10 protein-coding genes are annotated in these 19,908 nt (G+C 71.8%); 3 read left to right on the top strand and 7 right to left on the bottom strand.

Annotation, left to right across the window (positions count from 1 at the left end):
- Positions 1-146 precede the first annotated feature (146 nt).
- Positions 147-5,195 (top strand): NAD-glutamate dehydrogenase, encoded by a 5,049-nt coding sequence (locus AB0M67_RS31715; protein ID WP_365750986.1) that lies wholly within the window; start codon positions 147-149, stop codon positions 5,193-5,195.
- Positions 5,196-5,321: 126 nt separating this feature from the next.
- Here the strand turns inward: AB0M67_RS31715 and AB0M67_RS31710 are convergent, their stop codons facing one another.
- Together AB0M67_RS31710 and AB0M67_RS31705 are read right to left on the bottom strand one after the other, a co-directional pair.
- Positions 5,322-6,137, bottom strand: coding sequence for an ABC transporter ATP-binding protein (locus tag AB0M67_RS31710; protein WP_365750985.1), 816 nt, complete (start codon positions 6,135-6,137; stop codon positions 5,322-5,324).
- Complete coding sequence (locus tag AB0M67_RS31705; RefSeq protein ID WP_365750984.1) at positions 6,130-7,071, bottom strand: ABC transporter permease; 942 nt, start codon at positions 7,069-7,071, stop codon at positions 6,130-6,132. The genes AB0M67_RS31710 and AB0M67_RS31705 overlap by 8 nt, the downstream gene beginning before the upstream one ends.
- Positions 7,072-7,221: 150 nt before the next feature.
- Here AB0M67_RS31705 and AB0M67_RS31700 point away from each other — a divergent pair, with 150 nt between their 5' ends.
- On the top strand, positions 7,222-7,863 hold the full coding sequence (locus AB0M67_RS31700) for a TetR/AcrR family transcriptional regulator (RefSeq protein ID WP_365750983.1): 642 nt from the start codon (positions 7,222-7,224) through the stop codon (positions 7,861-7,863).
- On the opposite strand, the gene AB0M67_RS31695 is transcribed toward AB0M67_RS31700, so the two are convergent.
- The 5 genes from AB0M67_RS31695 to AB0M67_RS31675 form a co-directional block, all read right to left on the bottom strand.
- Positions 7,809-10,076: a bifunctional glycosyltransferase family 2 protein/CDP-glycerol:glycerophosphate glycerophosphotransferase gene (locus AB0M67_RS31695; protein ID WP_365750982.1), complete on the bottom strand. Its 2,268-nt coding sequence runs from the start codon at positions 10,074-10,076 to the stop codon at positions 7,809-7,811. The two genes, AB0M67_RS31700 and AB0M67_RS31695, sit on opposite strands and share 55 nt — an antisense overlap.
- A gap of 147 nt (positions 10,077-10,223) precedes the next feature.
- Positions 10,224-11,111 (bottom strand): carbohydrate ABC transporter permease, encoded by an 888-nt coding sequence (locus tag AB0M67_RS31690; protein WP_365750981.1) that lies wholly within the window; start codon positions 11,109-11,111, stop codon positions 10,224-10,226.
- Positions 11,108-12,454 carry a sugar ABC transporter permease gene (locus AB0M67_RS31685; RefSeq protein ID WP_365750980.1) on the bottom strand — a complete coding sequence of 449 codons (1,347 nt, stop codon included), beginning with the start codon at positions 12,452-12,454 and terminating at the stop codon, positions 11,108-11,110. Before AB0M67_RS31685 ends, AB0M67_RS31690 begins: the two co-directional genes overlap by 4 nt.
- 4 nt (positions 12,455-12,458) lie before the next feature.
- Positions 12,459-13,856 (bottom strand): ABC transporter substrate-binding protein, encoded by a 1,398-nt coding sequence (locus AB0M67_RS31680; protein ID WP_365750979.1) that lies wholly within the window; start codon positions 13,854-13,856, stop codon positions 12,459-12,461.
- A 207-nt stretch (positions 13,857-14,063) separates the two neighbouring features.
- Positions 14,064-17,597, bottom strand: coding sequence for an FHA domain-containing protein (locus AB0M67_RS31675; protein WP_365750978.1), 3,534 nt, complete (start codon positions 17,595-17,597; stop codon positions 14,064-14,066).
- Positions 17,598-18,110: 513 nt separating this feature from the next.
- On the opposite strand from AB0M67_RS31675, the gene AB0M67_RS31670 reads away from it, so the two are divergent.
- Entirely contained in the window at positions 18,111-19,709 is a 1,599-nt protein-coding gene (locus tag AB0M67_RS31670; protein WP_365750977.1) for a serine/threonine-protein kinase, read from the top strand.
- Positions 19,710-19,908: the final 199 nt, after the last annotated feature.

Here is a 19,908-nt window from a genome sequence, read left to right as displayed (position 1 = left end):
GGGCCGACTGCCAAAATTGCCAAATAACGCCCCGGACATCTCTCATCGCGGCATAACGTCGACTCAGACCGGAAACCCCGCGTCGTGGCGTTGTGTCGCTTCCTTCACCTACGTCACGCAACGGCGCGCGACAGGAGCCAGAGGACATGCAGACCAAGCTGGACGAAGCCAAGGCCGAGCTGCTCGAACAGGCGGCTCGGGCCGCTGAGAACAGCCCGGTGGGGGGAACCGGGGGGCTGGGGGCCGGCCCCCGGGAGGACGAGGCCTCGGCCGGATCCCGCGGCGCGGGACAGGGGGACGGTCCCGACCGGGACGGCCTTCTCGCGTACCTCCAGCGCTACTACCTGCACACCGCTCCCGAGGACCTGGCCGACCGCGACCCGGTCGACATCGTCGGAGCTGCGCTCTCCCACTACCGGCTGGCCGCGAATCGTCCCCAGGGGACGGCGAACGTACGGGTGCACACCCCGACCGTCGAGGAGAACGGCTGGACGTGCCGCCACTCCGTGGTCGAGGTCGTCACCGACGACATGCCGTTCCTGGTCGACTCCGTCACCAATGAGCTCTCGCGCCTGGGCCGCGGCATCCACGCCGTGATCCATCCGCAGATCGCCGTACGGCGCGATGTCACCGGCAGGCTGATCGAGGTGCTGCCCGAAGGGGCGGTCACCGCCGCGGAGCCCCGCCATGACGTGTTCATCGAGTCCTGGATCCATGTCGAGGTCGACCGCGAGACCGACCAGGCCGATCTCCAGCAGATGACCTCCGACCTGCTGCGGGTCCTCTCCGATGTCCGCGAGACCGTCGAGGACTGGGAGAAGATGCGTGACGCCGCGCTGCGCATCGCCGAGGAGCTGCCCAGCGAGCCGACCGCCGACGATCTGCGCGAGCAGGAGGTCGAGGAGGCCCGGGAGCTGCTGCGCTGGCTCGCCGCCGACCACTTCACCTTCCTGGGCTACCGCGAGTATCAGCTGACGGACAGCGACGCCCTCTCCGCCGTGCCCGGTACCGGACTCGGCGTGCTGCGCTCCGACCCGGCGCACACCGGCGACGAGGACCACCCCGTCAGCCCGTCCTTCAGCCGGCTGCCCGCCGACGCCCGCGCCAAGGCCCGTGAGCACAAGCTGCTCGTCCTCACCAAGGCCAACAGCCGCGCCACGGTCCACCGGTCCGGCTATCTCGACTACGTCGGGGTCAAGAAGTTCGACGCGAAGGGCAATGTCGTCGGTGAGCGGCGCTTCCTCGGACTCTTCTCGTCGGCCGCGTACACCGAGTCCGTACGCCGGGTCCCGGTGATCCGCCGCAAGGTCGCCGAGGTCCTGGAGAGCGCGGGCCTCTCGCCCAACAGCCACGACGGCCGCGATCTGCTCCAGATCCTGGAGACCTACCCGCGCGACGAGCTGTTCCAGACGCCCGTCGACGAACTCCGCTCCATCGTCACCAGCGTGCTCTATCTCCAGGAGCGCAGGCGGCTGCGGCTCTACCTCCGCCAGGACGAGTACGGGCGCTACTACTCCGCCCTCGTCTATCTGCCGCGTGACCGCTACACCACGGGCGTCCGGCTCCGGCTGGTCGAGATCCTCAAGGAGGAACTCGGCGGGACCAGTGTCGACTTCACGGCGTGGAACACAGAATCGATCCTCTCCCGGCTGCACTTCGTCGTCCGTGTCCCCCGGGGCACCCAGCTGGCCAAGCTCACCGACGCCGACACCGAGCGGATCGAGGCCCGGCTCGTCGAGGCCGCCCGCTCCTGGGCCGACGCCTTCGGCGAGGCGCTGACCGCCGAGTGCGGTGAGGAGCGCGCCGCCGAACTGCTGCGCAGGTACGGCTCCGCCTTCCCCGAGGGGTACAAGGCCGACCACTCCCCGCGCGCCGCCGTCGCCGATCTGGCCCATCTGGAGGCGGTCACCAGGGCCGAGGCGGGCTCGGACTTCGCGCTCTCGCTGTACGAGCCGGTCGGCGCGGGCCCCGGCGAGCGCCGCTTCAAGATCTACCGCTCGGGCGAGCAGGTCTCCCTCTCCGCCGTCCTGCCGGTGCTCCAGCGGCTCGGTGTCGAGGTCGTCGACGAGCGTCCCTACGAGCTGCGCTGCTCGGACCGTACCCACGCCTGGATCTACGACTTCGGTCTGCGGCTGCCCCAGGGCGGCGGGGGCGACTATCTCACCGAGGACGACCGGCAGCGCTTCCAGGACGCCTTCGCCGCCGTCTGGACCGGGGCCGCGGAGAACGACGGCTTCAACTCCCTCGTCCTGGGGGCCGGTCTGGACTGGCGGCAGGCGATGGTGCTGCGCGCGTACGCCAAGTACCTGCGCCAGTCCGGCTCGACCTTCAGCCAGGACTACATGGAGGACACCCTCCGCAGCAATGTCCACACCACGCGGCTGCTGGTCTCCCTCTTCGAGGCCAGGATGTCGCCGGGCCGCCAGCGCGCCGGCACGGAGCTGACGGAAGCGATGCTGGAGGAGCTGGACGGCGCCCTGGACCAGGTCGCGAGCCTGGACGAGGACCGCATCCTCAGGTCCTTCCTCACGCTCATCAAGGCCACGCTGCGGACCAACTTCTTCCAGCGCGCCGGTGAGGGCGACGGCACGAGCGGCCGGCAGAGCCGGCCGAGCCCGGGGACCACCGCGGGCGAGCACCACAGCTATGTGTCGATGAAGTTCGACCCGCAGGCCATCCCCGATCTGCCGGCGCCCCGCCCTGCGTACGAGATCTGGGTGTACTCCCCGCGCGTGGAGGGCGTCCATCTGCGTTTCGGCAAGGTCGCCCGCGGCGGTCTGCGCTGGTCCGACCGGCGCGAGGACTTCCGTACGGAGATCCTCGGCCTGGTCAAGGCGCAGATGGTGAAGAACACCGTGATCGTGCCGGTCGGCGCCAAGGGCGGCTTCGTCGCCAAGCAGCTGCCCGACCCGGCCGCGGACCGGGACGCCTGGCTCGCCGAGGGCATCGCCTCGTACAAGATCTTCATCTCGGCGCTGCTCGACATCACGGACAACATGGTGGCGGGCGAGGTCGTGCCGCCGGCCGATGTGGTCAGGCACGACGAGGACGACACCTATCTGGTCGTCGCCGCGGACAAGGGCACCGCGAGCTTCTCCGACATCGCCAATGACGTCGCGGTCGCCTACCACTTCTGGCTCGGGGACGCCTTCGCCTCCGGCGGCAGCGCGGGCTACGACCACAAGGGCATGGGCATCACGGCGCGCGGCGCCTGGGAGTCCGTCAAGCGGCACTTCCGCGAGCTCGGCCATGACACCCAGACCGAGGACTTCACGGTCGTCGGCGTCGGTGACATGTCCGGTGACGTGTTCGGCAACGGCATGCTGCTCTCCGAGCACATCCGGCTGGTCGCGGCCTTCGACCACCGGCACATCTTCCTCGATCCGCACCCGGACGCGGCCACCTCGTACGCCGAGCGCCGCCGGCTGTTCGAGCTGCCGCGCTCGTCGTGGGCCGACTACGACAAGGGGCTGCTGTCGCAGGGCGGCGGAATCCACCCCCGCACCGCCAAGTCGATCGCCGTCAACGCGCATGTACGGGAAGCGCTCGGCATCGAGCCCGGTGTCGCCAAGCTGACGCCCGCCGAGCTGATGAAGGCGATCCTCCAGGCCCCGGTGGACCTGCTGTGGAACGGCGGCATCGGTACGTATGTGAAGGCCTCCACCGAGACGGACGCCGATGTCGGCGACAAGGCCAACGACGCGATCCGCGTCAACGGCGAGGACCTGCGGGTCCAGGTCGTCGGCGAGGGCGGCAACCTGGGGCTGACCCAGCTCGGCCGGATCGAGTTCACCAGGCGCGGCGCCGGCGGCGAGGGCGGCAAGGTCAACACCGACGCCATCGACAACAGCGCGGGCGTCGACACCTCCGACCACGAGGTGAACATCAAGATCCTGCTCAACGGCCTGGTCACGGACGGCGACATGACCGTCAAGCAGCGCAACACCCTGCTCGCCGCGATGACCGACGAGGTCGGCGCGCTGGTGCTGCGCAACAACTACGCGCAGAACACCGCGCTCGCCAACGCCGTGGCCCAGGCCCCGTCCCTGCTCCACGCCCACCAGCGGTTCATGCGCCGACTGGTGCGCGACGGACATCTCGACAGGTCGCTGGAGTTCCTGCCGAGCGACCGGCAGATCCGCGACCTCCTCAACGCGGGCAGGGGCCTGTCCCAGCCCGAACTGGCCGTGCTGCTCGCCTACACCAAGATCACGGTGGCGGAGGAGCTGATCCACACGGAGCTGCCCGACGATCCGTTCCTGCGCAAGCTGCTGCACGCGTACTTCCCGCGGGCGCTGCGGGAGAAGTTCGCCGAGCAGATCGACGCGCACGCGCTGCGCCGCGAGATCGTGACGACGGTGCTGGTCAACGACACCGTCAACACCGGTGGTTCGACCTTCCTGCACCGGCTGCGGGAGGAGACCGGGGCGTCGACCGAGGAGATCGTACGGGCCCAGGCCGCGGCCCGGGAGATCTTCGGGCTGAACGCGGTCTGGGACGCCGTCGAGGCGCTGGACAACGTGGTGGCGGCCGATGTCCAGACCCGGATCAGGCTGCACTCGCGCCGGCTGGTCGAGCGCGGTACGCGCTGGCTGCTTGGCAACCGGCCGCAGCCGCTGGAGATCGCCGGGACCATCGAGTTCTTCGCCGCGAGGGTCGAGCGGGTCTGGGCGCAGCTGCCCCCGATGCTGCGCGGCGCGGAGCTGGAGTGGTACCAGCGGATCCTGGCGGAGCTGACCGAGGCGGGGGTCCCGGAGGAGCTGGCCCTGCGGGTGGCGAGCTTCTCGTCCGCCTTCCCGACGCTCGACATCGTGGCGATCGCGGACCGTACGGACCAGGACCCGCTCGCCGTCGCCGAGGTGTACTACGACCTCGGTGACCGGCTGCGGATCAGCAGGCTGATGGACCGGATCGTGGAGCTGCCGCGGGCCGACCGCTGGCAGTCCATGGCCCGCGCCTCCATCCGTGAGGACCTGTACGCGGCGCACGCCGCGCTGACGGCGGACGTACTGGCCGTGGGCGACGGCGACTCGACGCCCGAGGAGCGCTTCAAGGCGTGGGAGCGTAAGAACGCCGCGATCATCGGCCGTTCGCGCGCCACGCTGGAGGAGATCCAGGGGTCGGACGCGTTCGATCTGGCGAATCTGTCGGTCGCCATGCGGACGATGCGCACGCTGCTGCGTACACACGGCTGAGCGGCGCGGAAGCCGAGAAGGCAACGGGAAAGGGGCGCCCGGCTCATCGTGAGCCGGGCGCCCCTTCCCGCGTCGGACTCGCGAGGGCTGCTTCTTCTTGACTCGCTTCTTCTTGACTCGCGGGGGCTATCTCTTCTTGCCGGTGAACTCCTCGTAGGCCGCGACGACCTCCCGCGCCGGGCCGTCCATCCGCAGCGTTCCCGACTCCAGCCAGAGTGCCCGGTCACAGGTGTCGAGGATGGACTTGTTGCTGTGGCTGACCAGGAAGACCGTGCCGGCCTCCGCGCGCAGTTCGGTGATGCGCTCCTGGCTGCGGCGCTGGAACGCGGCGTCGCCGGTGGACAGCGCCTCGTCGATCAGCAGGACGTCATGGCTCTTGGCGGCGGCGATCGAGAAGCGCAGCCGGGCGCCCATGCCGGAGGAGTACGTCCGCATCGGCAGCGAGATGAAGTCGCCCTTCTCGTTGATCCCGGAGAACTCCACGATGTCGTCGTAGCGGCTACGGACCTGCTCCCGTGACATGCCCATCGCCAGCCCGCCGAGGATGACGTTCCGCTCGCCGGTCAGATCGCTCATCAGCGCCGCGTTGACGCCGAGGAGCGAGGGCTGGCCCCGGGTGAAGACCTTGCCACGCGAGGGCGGCAGCAGCCCCGCGATCGCCTTCAGCAGGGTCGACTTGCCGGAGCCGTTGGAGCCGATCAGACCGATGGCCTCGCCCTTGTACGCGGCGAAGCTGACGCCCTTGACGGCGTGCACCTCGCGCGCGCCGGGCGCCGACCGGCGCGAGACGATCCGGCTCAGCGCCGAGGTGGCGCTGCCCCGGCCGCCCCGGGTGCCGTGCACCGTATAGGTGATGTGGACGCCGTCGACGACGACGGTGGGGACGCGTTCGGGTGGGGTGGGCCGCTCGGCGGTCTCCGTACCCTTCCTCTTCTCAGCCACGTCCGTACTCCTCCTCGGCCTTCCAGAAGAACAGGAATCCGCCGACGCCCGCGAGCAGGGCCCAGCCGAGGGCGACGGCCCAGATGTGCGGGGGCAGTTGACCGGCGGTATAGCTGTCGATGAGCGCGAAGCGCATCAGATCGATATAGACGGCGGCCGGGTTGCACTCCAGGATCACCGTCACGGCGTGCGGCAGCGCGTCGCCGCTCGTGACCTTGTCGACGCTCCACATCACGCCCGACACATACATCCAGGTGCGCAGCAGGAACGGCATCAGCTGCGAGATGTCCGGTGTCCTGGCCGCGAGCCTGGCCACGGCCATCGAGATCCCGGTGTTGAAGAGCGACTGGAGCAGCAGCGCCGGTATCGCGAGCAGCCAGCTGACCGCGGGGTACTGGCCGAAGCAGGTCAGGATCACCACCAGCGCGCCCAGGGAGAACAGCAGTTGCTGGAGCTGCTGGAGCGCGAGCCCGATCGGCAGGGCCGCGCGCGGGAAGTGCAGCGCCCGTACGAGACCGAGGTTGCCGGAGACCGCGCGGGTGCCCGCCATGATCGAGTTCGAGGTGAAGGTCCAGATGAAGACGCCCGTGACCAGGAACGGGACGAAGTCCGGGACGCCGTGCTTGGTGTTGAGCAGCACACCGAAGATGAAGTAGTAGACCGTCGCGTTCAGCAGCGGGGTCATGATCTGCCAGATCTGGCCCAGCTTCGCCTGGCTGTACTGGGCGGTCAGCCGAGCGGTGGCGAAGGCGCCGATGAAATGCCGGCGCGACCACAGGGCGCGGAGATAGTCGGGCAGGGCGGGGCGGGCGCCGCTCACGGTCAGGCCGTGGCGGCGGGCGAGGGCGCTGAGATCCGGCCCGGTCCCCGTATCGGGCTCTGGGGTCGGTAGGCCCGATGAGGCCGGTGCGGCCGGTGCGATCGTCTGGCTCACGGGAGGTCGCTTTCGACGGTTTCGACGGTGTGCTGAGGGCGGTCCCAGCGACGGAACGGGTACGTATCGTCGTAACGCCAAAGGTAGGACGGAGTACGTCGCAACGCAACCGTGTCGTCGTCACGTCGGACGGCGCTATGCTCGTACGCGATGACTACCGACCCCCGCGCCACGGACCCCCGGACCAGCGCCCCGCGCACCGCACGCCGCGTCCCGGCGGGAGCCGCCGTGCTCCGGGAGGATGTGACCGACGCCATCCGCGCGGCCGTCTTCGAGGAACTGGCCGCCGTCGGTTTCGCCCGGATGTCCATCGAGGGCATCGCGCGCCGGGCCGGGGTCGGCAAGACCGCCGTCTACCGCCGCTGGAAGTCCAAGCTGGAGCTCGTCCTCGATCTGGTCTCCGCCTTCGCGGCACAGGGGCTGCCCGCCCCCGGGACCGGCTCGCTCCACGGCGATGTACGCGCCCTGCTCGAAGTGGCCTCCCACGCCCTGAGCCACCCGGTGGCCTCGCAGGTCATCCCCGATCTCCTGGTGGAGGCCGCCCGTCACCCCGAGATCTCCGACGCGATCAAGGCGGCGCTGCTCGACGGGCAGCGGGGCATCGCGGCCGTGATCGTCCGCGCGGCGGTCGAACGCGGTGAGCTTCCCGAGGGCGCGGACGCCGACCGGGCGCTCGATCTGATCGTCGGACCGCTCTACTGGCGGCTCGTGGTGGTCAGGAGCGATCTGCCGCCGGGCTATCTGGACGATCTGGCGGCCTCGGCGGTCGCGGCGCTGGGCCACCGGGCCTGACCGGCGTCCGCCTCCCGCGCCGGCGGAACGGGCCCCGGCGGATCCGCCGTCTCGCCGAGGAAGACATGCCGTACGACCCGCTCAGCCGCCCGCCCGTCGTCGTACGGACAGAAGCGCGCGCGGAACGCCGTCCGCAGCTGGCTGGAGCGCGAACCGCGCCAGTGGCCCGTGGTGAAGATGTCGATCAGCTCGTCCTCGGTACGCGCGACCGCGCCCGGCGGGAACCCCCGGAGATCGAAGTACGTACCCCTGGCCGCCTCGTACGCCTCACGGTCCGCGTCATGGATGACGATCGGCCGGTCGAGGGACGCGTAGTCGAACATCAGCGACGAGTAGTCCGTGAGCAGCGCGTCGGAGGCGAGACAGAGCCGCTCGACCGAGGGATGTCCGGAGACGTCGAGGATCCGCGGGTGCGGTGTGTACGGGAGCGGCGCGCCGTACGCGGGGTGCGCGCGGGCCAGCAGCACGAAGCGCGGGCCCAGCGACCGGGCCACCCGCTCCAGATCGAGCGGTTCGCACTGGCCCCGGCGGTAGTCGCGGTAGGTCGGCGCGTACAGGACGGCGGTGGCGCCCGCCGGGATGCCCAGCGATTCGCGCAGCCTGGCGATATCGGTGGCCGTGGCGCGCCGGAAGACGTCGGTACGCGGATTTCCGTACTCCAGCGTCGTACCGGACGGGAGGAGGGCCCGCTCCCGGACGAGCGTGGCATGGCGGTTGGCGGAGAGGGAGTAGTCCCAGCGGCCCGCGTCGGCCAGCAGCCGGGTGAGGTCCGTGGTGCGCGCGGCGGCCGGGCGGTCCAGCAGATCGAGGCCCTCCGACTTGAGGGGTGTCCCGGTGTGCGTCTGGAGCAGGATCTGCCCCTTCCGTTTCACCAGCCGGTGGTCGAAGCCCATGTCGCTGACGAGATACGCGCAGCGGGCGAGCGCGGTCCAGTACGCGAAGGTCCCGGGGCGCAGTTTGCGGGTGCCGGTCGGGACGGTGTGCTGGTACGCGGCCTCGCTGATCCAGGACGTGCGGATGTGCGGGGCGAGTTCGCGTGCCTTCTCCTCGATGGCGGCCGGATTGCCGAGGTAGCCGCCGTGGCCGTACGTCAAGAAGACGGCGTGGTCGGCGCGGAGCGGCAGCCGCCGCTGGACGGCGCGGTGGAGGCGCAGCGCGCCCGCTCGTACGGTACGGAGCAGCCCGGTGGCGACGCGGCCGAGACGTTTCCGCAGCTGTCGCGCGGCCCGCAGCCCGCGGTACGTACGGTGCGCGCCGAGCCGCAGCAGCGTGTGCCGGGGCCCTGCGCCGTACTCCGCGCCGGGGGTGCGATAGCGGCGGTGGTGGGCGCGGGCGCGGTGGAAGAACTCGGCGCAGGCCCGGCGCGGCAGCATGCCGTCGGTGGCGGCGAGCGCCGCGAGGTGGTCGAGCATGCGCCGGTGGAGCACGGGGCGCCAGGGGGCCGCGCCGGGTGCCTTTGGTGTGTTGGGCTGTTCATCCGCCTCGGGCCGTTCATCCGCCTCGGGCCGTTCAGCAGGCTTGGGCCGCCCGTCCAGGAACGCGAAGACCCGGTCGTACGCGTCGAAGACCTCATCGACGTTCACGAATCCCCCGGGCCCGTCGTATCCGCCGCGCCCGGGGCGGCCCCGGTACCGCCGCGCGTCGCGCACACAGACCCGGTCCAGCGTGCTGACCGACTCGGCCGCGATCAGGACCGGACAGATCCAGGCGGTGTCGGCGTGGTCCCCGGTCAGGAAGGCGAAGCCCTCACGGACAAGGAACTCCCGGCGGTACGCCTTCCCCGAGGCCACCGCCGGATAGCCGAGCAGTTCGGGCCGGTCGGCCGGCGCGACCGACCCCCGGTCGTCCTCGGGGTGGCCGGGGACCAGGACATCCGGATCGCCCGTCTCCTTGAGCCGGTCCGCGATCGCCCGGAGCGCGCCGGGCACGAGCGTGCTGCCGCCGTCCAGGAAGAGCGCGTAGTCGCCGGTGGCGCGGGCGAGACCGGCGTCGCGTGCGGGGCCGGCGCCGCCGTGCGCGGGCAGCCGTAGCGCGGTGACCCGACGGTCCCGGGCGGCGAACTCGTCGATGAGCGCGCCGCAGGCGTCCGGCGAACCGTCGTCCACCGCGATCAGTTCGAGATCCTCGAAGGTCTGGTTCAGTACCGACTCCAGGCAGCCGGTGAGATATGCCTGGACCTGATACGCGGGGACGATGACGCTGAACCGGGTCATGGCCCGGGAACGGCCCGCGGGGCGAACTGGTTACGCCGCGACCGGCCCACGGGGGACGCGCGGAACAGGTGTCCGGCCGGAGAGCGCGACGGGGGAGGCCGGCCGTTCCGTGGCCGTCCTCCCCCGCCAACACCGTTGGCCATGACGTTACTTGACGGCTCCCGCCATCACGCCCGTCACGAACTGCCGCTGGAACGCGAAGAACACGACCAGCGGAATGATCATCGACACGAAGGCGCCGGGCGCCAGGACGTCGATGTTGTTGCCGAACTGCCGTACCTGCTGCTGGAGCGCGACGGTGATCGGCGGGTTCTTCGAGTCCGCGAAGATCAGCGCGACCAGCATGTCGTTCCAGACCCAGAGGAACTGGAAGATACCGAGCGAGGCGATCGCGGGACCGCCCAGCGGCATCACCACCCGTACGAACAGCCGTATCTCGCCCGCCCCGTCGAGCCGGGCGGCCTCCAGCAGCTCCCTCGGGATCTCCGCGAAGAAGTTCCGCAGCAGGAAGATCGCGAACGGCAGACCGAAGGCGACATGGAAGAGCACCACGCCGAACGTCGTCTCGAAGATGCCGACCGCGCCGAACAGCTTCGACACCGGGACCAGCGCGACCTGCACCGGGACCACCAGCAGCCCGACGACCACCAGGAACCACCAGTCGCGGCCCGGGAAGTCCATCCACGCGAAGGCGTATCCGGCGAGCGAGCCGATCACCACGACCAGGACCGTCGCCGGGACGGTGATCAGGATCGTGGAGAGCAGCGAGTTGGTGATCACGTCGTTGTCGAAGAGCCGGGAGTAGTTCTCGGTGGTGAGCTGCGCGGGCGCGGTGAAGACCTGCCACCAGCCGCTCGCGCTGATGTCCGTGGCGTCGCGCAGCGAGGAGATCAGCAGACCGATCGTCGGCATCAGCCAGAACAGGCCCACCAGGATCAGGAAGACCCGCATCGCCCCGCCGCCCGCGCGGGCCGCGATCCTGCTCGCGAGGGGCTGCTTCGCCTTGACCTTGATCGCACCGTCGTTCGTGGTCATCGGCGAGTCTCCCTTCGCATGCGTCGTATGTTGAACAGCATCACCGGGATCACCAGCAGGAGCAGCAGTACGGCGATGGCGCTGCCCACGCCGAGATCCGCGTCCGTACCGAACGACGAGCGGTACAGCTGGAGCGCCAGGACGTTCGCGTCGTCCTGGGACGAGCCCGGCGCGATGATGAAGACCAGGTCGAAGATCTTCAGTACGTTGATCATCAGCGTGACCAGGACGACCGCGAGCACCGGCGCCAGCAGTGGCACCGTGATCCGGCGGAAGACCTGCCACTCGGTGGCACCGTCCACCCGCGCGGCCTCCATGAGTTCACGGGGCACGCTCGCGAGCCCGGCCGCGATCAGCACCATCGCGAACCCGGCCCACATCCAGATGTAGCTGCCGATGATGGCGGGCGTGACCAGGGAGGGCCCGAGCCAGTCCACGCCGTTGTACGGCTCCCGGAAGTTGGCCGCCGGCAGTCTGAGCTGCGCGCCGTCGGCCGCTTCTGGCAGGCTGAACGTACCGTCGGCGCCGGCGGTCGTGGAGGCGACGACCTTGCCGTCCTTGACCGCCTCCACCTTGATGCCCTTGAGGCCCAGTTCCTTGGCGTCGATGACATTGGGCTTGCCGCCGCCGCCCTTGGTGAAGTCCAGCCAGGCGGTGCCGGTGACCCGGCCGTCCGCCGTACGCGCGGCCTTGGCCGGCGCCGCGTCGGACGGCATCTTCGCGGGCGCCACCCCCACCAGCGGGAGCAGCACCTCGGTCCCGGCGCGCGCGGGCTCCTTGGTGACGAACGCGCCGCCGCCCGCCGGATTCAGCGGGTGCACCGGCAGCGGACGCGCCCTGGGGAAGCCCGCCGATTCGCTGAATGTGTCGTGCACACCCACCGCGACCGCGTTGGCGATGCCGCGCTCCGGGTCCTGTTCGTACACGAGCCGGAAGATGATGCCCGAGGCGAGCATCGAGATCGCCATCGGCATGAAGATGACGAGCTTGAACGCGGTGCTCCAGCGCACCCGTTCGGTGAGTACGGCGAAGATCAGCCCGAGCGCGGTGGCGACGGTGGGCGCCACCACCACCCAGATCGCGTTGTTCTTGACCGCGGTGAGGATGGTGTCGTCGGTGAAGAGCTCGATGTAGTTGTCGAGCCCGGCGAAGCTGTCACCGGACTTGTCGAAGAACGACCGGTAGACCGAGAACCCGATGGGGTAGACCACGAGCGCGCCGAGCAGCACCAGCGCGGGCAGCAGGAATCCCGCCGCGACGATTTTACGTGTGCCTGTCACGCTCTTGCGTTTGCCCTTGACGGGGGGCGCCGTCGCGGCGCCCCCCGTGACCGCTGACTTCACCGCGTCAGCTCGTGTACGCCTTGGCCGCGGCCGTCTCCAGCTGCTGCTGGATCGCCGCGACGTTCTTCGGGTTCTTCAGGAAGTCCTGGAGCGCCTTCCACTCGCCCGCACCCGGGGTACCGCCGAACGACTGCGGCATCTGGTCCGACATGTCGAAGCGGAAGCTGTCGCCCGCGGCGATCAGCGCCTTGGCGATGTCGCGCTGGACGTCGTTCGGATACGCGGCGGGGTCCAGGGACTTGTTCGGCGAGACGAAACCGCCCGCCTCCGCCCAGATCTTCGCGGCGTCCGTGGACGCCAGGAAGGTCAGCAGCGCCTGCGCGCCCTTGGTGTCCTTGAGCGCCACGGCCGCGTCACCGCCGGTCACCACCGGGGCGTCGGGGCCCACCGCGGGGAACGGGAAGACCTTCGCGTCCGTACCGATCTTCGCCTCGGTCTGGCCGATGTTGACGCCGACGAAGTCACCCTCGAAGACCATCGCGCCCTTGGGCTGGTCGCCCCCGGTGAAGGTCTGGGTGACGGACGCGGGGAACTCCGTCTGGAGCGCGCCGTCCGTACCGCCCGCGATCAGGTTCGGCTTGCCGAAGAGCTGGCCGAGCGTGGTGAGCGCGTCCTTCACGGAGCCGTCGGTCCACTTGATCTCGTGCTTGGCGAGCTGGTCGTACTTCTCCGGGCCCGCCTGGGAGAGATAGATGTTCTCGAACCAGTCGGTGAGCGTCCAGCCGTCCGCGCCCGCGACCGAGACCGGGGTGACACCCGAGGCCGAGATCGTCTCGGCCGTCTTCAGCAGGTCCTGCCAGGTCTTGGGGGCCACGGCGCCCGCGTTCTCGAACGCGGCGTTGTTGTACCAGACCAGCGACTTGTTGGCGGCCTTGAAGTACACGCCGTACTGCGTGCCGTCCACCGCGCCGAGGTCCTGCCAGCCCTTGCCGTAGTTCTTCGCGAGCTGGGCCTTGGCCTCCGCGCCGGCGGGCTTGGCCCACTTCTTCTCCACGGCCTGCTGAATGGCGCCGACCTGCGGCAGCATCGCGACATCCGGCGGGCTGCCACCGGCTATCTTCGTCCCGAGGAAGTTGACGATCGGGTCCTGGGCGGGAACGAAGGTGACCGTCGCGCCCGTGCGCTTCTCGAACTCGCTGAGGACCTTGGTGAAGTTCTCCTGTTCGGGGCCGGTCCACACGGCCGCGACCTGGATCTTCTCGCCGTCCAGCTTGGGCAGTTGGACCGTGGCCGCGGGCGCCTTGCTCGCGCTGTCGCCCGTGTCCTTGTCGTCGCTCGAATCGCCACTGCAGCCGCTGAGGGCCACGGCGCCGACGGCGACGATCGCCACGGCCGCCCGGCGCGTGCCGAGCCCGTTCCTGCCGGTCCCAAGAGCCTTACGTGCTCTACGAGTTGTGCGCATCACTGCCCCGTCTCTTCTCCCGTGTGCGTACGGATCTACGCATGCGGGACCGGCGACGCGGCCGTGACGTGGCAACGCTGCACTCGTCCCGTGCGGACAGTCCTACGCCGCGTGACCGGGTGCCGCAATAGCGATCCTGGTGTAGGGCCGGTGATCGTGATGGGCTCGTGACGTGCCACGACGGACGTATGCCCTGTCCGGGGACCTTCAGGGGTGAGCCGGGGTCAGTGGTGCGACAGGTACGGCATTGACGGATCGGGCGGCCCGTTCGAGAGCGCTCGCGAGCAACGCCAGATCCGTCGGGCCGTTGCCCAGCTCCCGGACCGGCCGGCGGGCCGGCGGATCGCCCATCCGCTCCCACTCCAGGGGCACGACCGTGGGCCGTAGCGTCGCCGTGCGCGGGATACGGCCGGTGACCCGGCCGCCCTGGAACGGCGTGACCCGGCCGTCCGGGTGCCCGAGCCGGCCACGGCCGGGCGCCGGGTCGTCCGGGGAGGGCGCGACGGGCGGCGCGTCCAGCACGACCCGCAGCCGCGCGCCCTGGGCCAGCTCCGTGTCGACCGTACGGTCGGGGCGGGCCGAGGCGGCCACCAGATGGACGCCGAGCCGCTCGCCCTCCCTGGCCACGGCCTCCAGGGCCCGTACGACCGAACCGGCCGCGGGCCGTCCGGGGCTGCCGAGCGCGGGCGCGACCAGGGCGTCGAAGTCGTCGACCAGCACGACGAGCCGGGGGAGGGGCGCGGGGTCCTGGGACCGCTGCCGCGTCTGCGGCTGTTCCGTACGGGCCGAGGTGGTCCTGAGCCGGAGCGTGCCGCTCGCGTGCGTGTCCGGAACGCCGCGGTGCGGGTCGGTCCGGTACGGGTCGGGGCGGTGCGGGTCCGTACCGTGCTGATCGGTCGCGCGCGGGTCGGTTGAGCGCGGGTCGGTTCCGCGCTGGTCGGTTCCGCGCGGGTCCGTTCCGCGCTGGTCCGTTCCGCGTGGGTCGGGGCGGGACTCGCCGCGTCTGCCCGCCCGTTGCTCGGCGGCGCTCGGCGAGCGCTGGCCGACTATCCGCTCGGCCACCTCGTGCCTGCTGTGCCACTCCGTGAAGTCCAGCCGCCCAAGCAGCTCGGCCCGCCGCTTCAGCTCGGCCCCCAGCGCCTGGGCGAACTGCCGCATCCTGACCGGGTCGGAGGCGATCAAATGCTCGGTCACATGCGGCAGTTCCGTACAGACGGACAGCCCCTCGCCGCGCTCGCCCCCGGCGCCGTCGACCAGCAGCAGCCCCAGGCGGTCGGGGCGGCCCGCGGCGGCCAGCGAGGCGGCGACGGAGCGCAGCAGCTCCGTACGGCCGCTCCCCGCCGGCCCCTCGATCAGCAGATGCGGGCCCTCTTCGGTCAGATCGACGCTCACCGGGCCGCGCGGCCCGGCGCCGAGGACCGCCGCGCAGTCGCCGGTGCGGTCGGCGGCGGACGCCCAACGGGCCATCAGGGACGCCGGGGTGGCCCGCGCGAGCCCCAGCTCGTCGAGCAGTCTGGCGGAGCGCGGGAGCGCCGCCGCGGGCCGTCCGCGGCTGCCTCCCGACGACGCGCGCAGCGGCGCGAGCGCCCGTCCGAAACGGTCCGCCCAGGCCGCGGAGACCGCGTCCACGACGGCGACCGTGCCATGCCCGGCGGGCTGTCCCACCGCCGTACGCAGCAGCCGCAGCGCGGTCGCCACATCACCGCTCAGCAGCGCGACGGCCCCGCACTCGCGGAAGGGGAGCGAGGCCGCGCACGCCATCTCATAGGTCGCGGCGATCGGGGAGAGGGGCGAGGCGGCGTCCGTCTCGGCGAGACAGATGACATGGACACCCGCGGCGGCGCCCGCGCCGGCCAGCTGCGCCGTCGACTCGCGCAGCGCGGCGGTCCCGGGATCGCCGTCCACGATCACGACCGTGTACGGGCCGTCGTGGCGGGCGGCGGCCTCCGTGATGGTCCACGGGTCGGCCGAGGCCCAGCCGGGCCCCATGGGGCCGTCGTCAAGCCGACGGGTCAGCTCGGCGGTCCTGGCCGTCGCCTGCTCGCGGTCGTAGGCGAGCAGCAGCCGGCAGTCCTGGCCGTGGGCGGGCCGTACATGCGGCAGCCAGCCGAGCCAGCCCCAGTCCCGCCGGCGCTCCTCCAGGCTTCTCGTACGGTCCGTGCTGATCAGCACGATCTCCAGATCGGCGGGTGAGTGCAGCGCGGCGAGCTGGGCCACGACGGCCCTGGCCAGCCCCGCCAGCCGCTCCCTGGGACCCGCCAGACCCAGCGATCCGGCCTCGCGCAGGCCGACGGTGACCGGCACGGAGGGCAGCGGTCCGCCGCCGTCCGAGGAGGCCCGGTCGGCCGTGCCGAGCCGGACGGCGAGCGCCTCGGGATGACGGCTGTCCCGCTCCCACAGCCGGGGGCCGGGACCGAGCGCCGTCAGCAGGACCGCGGCCGGATCGGGCCAGGTCTCCGCGCGGGGGGCGCGCGCCGTCGTCCCGGCGGCGGGCCGCGGGCCGGCTCCGGACTCCGGCGGCTCCTCGCCCCGGCTTCCGGTGAGCCGCCGGGCCCAGGCGCCTATGCCGCCGCGCCGCCTGGCCGCGGCGTCGGGCGCTTCCGTGGCCTCCGTCCCGCGCGTGGGCGTGGCCTGCCGCCGCGAACCGGAGGTCCTGCTGTGCGACTGCGGGCCGTCGTCGGCCCCGCGCGCGTCCTGGTCCGTCCCGTACGCCGGGTCCGGCGCCGCCGCCCTGCTGTGTGTCCCGTCCGGGGAGCCCCCCGTCGGGCGGCTGCCGTAGTGCGTCTCGACGCTGCGGGCGTCCGGCATGCGCGGGGCGCCCGGCGGATTGCCGTACTGCGGCCCCAGGACCCGGCTCGACGCGCCGGAGGGTACGGAGCCGCCGTACGCGCGGGGCGGGTAGCCCTCGCCACGGCTCCGGGTCTCCTCGCCCGGTCCGTCCCCCGGGGCACGGGCGCCCGGTACGGCGGGGTCGTGGGCCGGGGCCGGTTCGTGCCGCGCGCCGCCGTACCGCGGTCCCGGCGAGGCGCCCGAGGGGCCGTACGCGGCACCGTCCGGGCCGCTCTCCACGTCGTACGGGAGCGAGCCCTGACCGTCCGTGCCCGGCCTGGCGATCCGCAGATGGCCCTCGCCGTCCGGCGCCGTCGGCAGTACGGGCACCCGGTCTCCGACCGTGAGCCGGAGCGCCGACTCACCGAGCCGCAGGAGCGCGCCGGGCGGCAGCGGGACCGGGCGGTCGCCCACCGCGACGCCCTCCAGCGTCGTCCCGTTCGTGGAACAGAGGTCCGCGACCGAGATCCGGCCGTCCTCGCCGACCGTCACCGCGCAGTGCAGCCGGGAGACGTCCGGGTCGTCGAGCGGCACATCGGCCTCGGCGGACCGGCCGATCCTGATCTGTCCGCCGTGCAGCAGATGCACCCCGCCCGCGTCGGGGCCCGCGACGACATGGAGCTGGGCCGGGACGTCGTCGGCGGGCGCGTCGTCCTCGCCGGGGACCTGGAGGGAGAGCACCGCGCCGTCGATCAGCGGCGGCTCGCCGAGGGTGCGGCGCTGGGCGTCGAGCCGTTCACTGCCCGCGTACAGGACGACGGAGCCGGAGGCGTCGGGGCCCGAGACGGCCGTGGCGAGCCCGGAGGCGACGGCGGCCAGCGCCGTCCCCGCCGGGGCGGTGACGAGCACGTCGCACGCGCGCCCGGCGGCATGGCCGCTGCGCGGCGCGAGGACGGTCAGCCGGATCTGCATCGCCGTCAGCGGTCCCTTCTGCGCGGGGTGCCCGACAGGGGAATACCCGCTGATCTCCCCCCACCGCGCACGGACGCGTCGTCCGGTACAGGTCGGCACGGGCGGTGTGAATCCCCACTCCACACGTCCCGCGCTGGGGGCATCCTCGCACCTGCCACTGACAACACGCCCGGGGACCGGCGACAAGTGATCTTGAATAGTCGGCTGTTGGCGCAAAAGTGCCTGCTTGCGAACCGCTTCGAGACGGCTTGGGACCGGGTGTGACGTCGTCCGTCCCGCTCTCCGGCAACCATCCGTACGATGCGAGCGTCTTTCTTTCGAACCCGACCGGGATCGGGCCGGACCCGGGCCGGGTCCGCTCGGGTTCGAAGCCGTATCCGACCGGGATCGGGCGGGACGGGAGCGGGACCGGAAGCGGACAGGCGGGTGACTTGCCCGGCCCGTCTAGAGTGGGTCGGAGACCCGGCGGGGGCCGGGGCATGAGTTGACCACGACCAGCAGGGAGCGCATGACGTGCGGCCGGTAGGCAGCAAGTACCTGCTTGAGGAGCCGCTGGGACGCGGCGCCACGGGCACCGTCTGGCGAGCCCGTCAGCGAGAGACCGCGGGCGCCGAGGCGGCCGTGGCCGGCCAGCCCGGCGAGACCGTCGCGATCAAGGTCCTCAAGGAGGAGCTGGCGAACGACGCGGATATCGTGATGCGCTTCCTGCGCGAGCGCTCCGTACTGCTCCGCCTCACCCACCCCAATATCGTGCGCACCCGCGACCTGGTGGTCGAGGGCGATCTCCTGGCGCTCGTCATGGATCTGGTCGAAGGCCCCGACCTGCACCGCTATCTGCGCGAGAACGGGCCGTTCAGTCCCGTCGCGGCGGCCCTGCTGACCGCCCAGATCGCGGACGCGCTCGCCGCCAGCCACGCCGACGGCGTCGTGCACCGCGACCTCAAGCCCGCCAACGTGCTGCTCAGGAACGACGGCGAGCGGCTGCACCCGATGCTCACCGACTTCGGTATCGCGCGCCTCGCGGACTCCCCGGGGCTGACCCGCACGCACGAGTTCGTCGGCACCCCCGCCTATGTCGCGCCGGAGTCCGCCGAGGGCCGCCCGCAGACCTCCGCCGTCGACATCTACGGCGCGGGCATCCTGCTGTACGAGCTGGTCACCGGGCGCCCGCCGTTCGCCGGCGCGACCGCGCTCGAAGTGCTCCACCGCCATCTCAGCGAGGAGCCCCGCCGGCCCACCACCGTGCCCGAGCCGCTGTGGACGGTCATAGAGCGCTGCCTGCGCAAGGATCCCGACCAGCGGCCGAGCGCCGAGAACCTGGCCCGCGGACTGCGGACCGTCGCCGCCGGGGTCGGCGTGCACTCCACGCCCGCGCAGGTCGACGCCGCGCTGGGCGTCGGCGCGCTCCTCGCGCCGGACCCGGCGCCCGCGCCGGTGCCCGAGCTGCCGGGCGCGGCCGACCCGACGCAGGTCCTGCCGAGCAACGCGGGCTCCTACGACCCGGCCGCGGCGACCAGCGTCCTGCCGTCGACCGGCCCCGGCGCCCCCGACCCGACCTCGGTCATGCCGCCCGTACCGGCGGATCCCGAGGGCCCGCACCCCTGGCAGGGCCAGATGCGGGCCGCCCGCGACCGCAACGAGCAGACGCAGGTCCAGTACCTCGACCCGAGCCAGGACCCGCTGCGCCGCCGCCCGCAGCGCCAGCCCCAGCAGCCGCCCGTGCACCAGCGGCCCCCGCAGCCGCCCCAGCACCAGCCGCAGCAGCGGTACGCGCCGCCCCCGCAGCAGCAACAGCCGTACGCCCCGGCCCCGCAGCAGCGGTACGCGCCTCCGCAGCCGCCGCCCCAGCAGCCGCAGGCACCGGCCCCCCGCCAGCAGCGCGAGCCTCGGCAGCGCGGCGCCAATCCGATGCGGATCCCGGGCCTGGGCTGCCTCAAGGGCTGTCTGTTCACGCTGGTCCTGCTCTTCGTCGCGGGCTGGCTCGTCTGGGAGCTGACGCCGCTTCAGGACTGGGTGGCCCAGGGCAAGGGCTACTGGACCGCGATCGGTGACGCGATCTCGACGGTGACGGACTGGATCTCGACTCTGAGCGACACGATCTCGGGACAGTGACACGGTTCCGGGAGGGGTGACGCGGGCGCCGGAACGCTGACGGTCCCGGCGCGGCGGGGACCGCTCTCGTACGGCGTGGACGGCCTTTGCGCGGGGACGAATCTCCCGGATCGTGCCTTTTCCCCCCGCCGAAGTGGGTGACCGTCCCGACCAGGGCACGGAACACCCCGATACCCGCGTACTTTGAGGGGCAACGCCA

The organism is Streptomyces sp. NPDC051662 (assembly GCF_040681655.1).
Taxonomy (GTDB): domain Bacteria; phylum Actinomycetota; class Actinomycetes; order Streptomycetales; family Streptomycetaceae; genus Streptomyces.
The sequence above is the reverse complement of the archived record's forward strand: the minus strand, read 5'-3'. Positions and strand labels throughout refer to the sequence as shown.

Excerpts from the sequence above, each read along its gene's own strand:
- AB0M67_RS31675 (WP_365750978.1), bottom strand. The coding sequence starts at position 17,597 with ATGCAGATCCGGCTGACCGTCCTCGCGCCGCGCAGCGGCCATGCCGCC.
- AB0M67_RS31690 (WP_365750981.1), bottom strand. The coding sequence starts at position 11,111 with ATGACCACGAACGACGGTGCGATCAAGGTCAAGGCGAAGCAGCCCCTC.
- AB0M67_RS31680 (WP_365750979.1), bottom strand. The coding sequence starts at position 13,856 with ATGCGCACAACTCGTAGAGCACGTAAGGCTCTTGGGACCGGCAGGAAC.
- AB0M67_RS31695 (WP_365750982.1), bottom strand. The coding sequence starts at position 10,076 with ATGACCCGGTTCAGCGTCATCGTCCCCGCGTATCAGGTCCAGGCATAT.
- AB0M67_RS31715 (WP_365750986.1), top strand. The coding sequence starts at position 147 with ATGCAGACCAAGCTGGACGAAGCCAAGGCCGAGCTGCTCGAACAGGCG.
- AB0M67_RS31700 (WP_365750983.1), top strand. The coding sequence starts at position 7,222 with ATGACTACCGACCCCCGCGCCACGGACCCCCGGACCAGCGCCCCGCGC.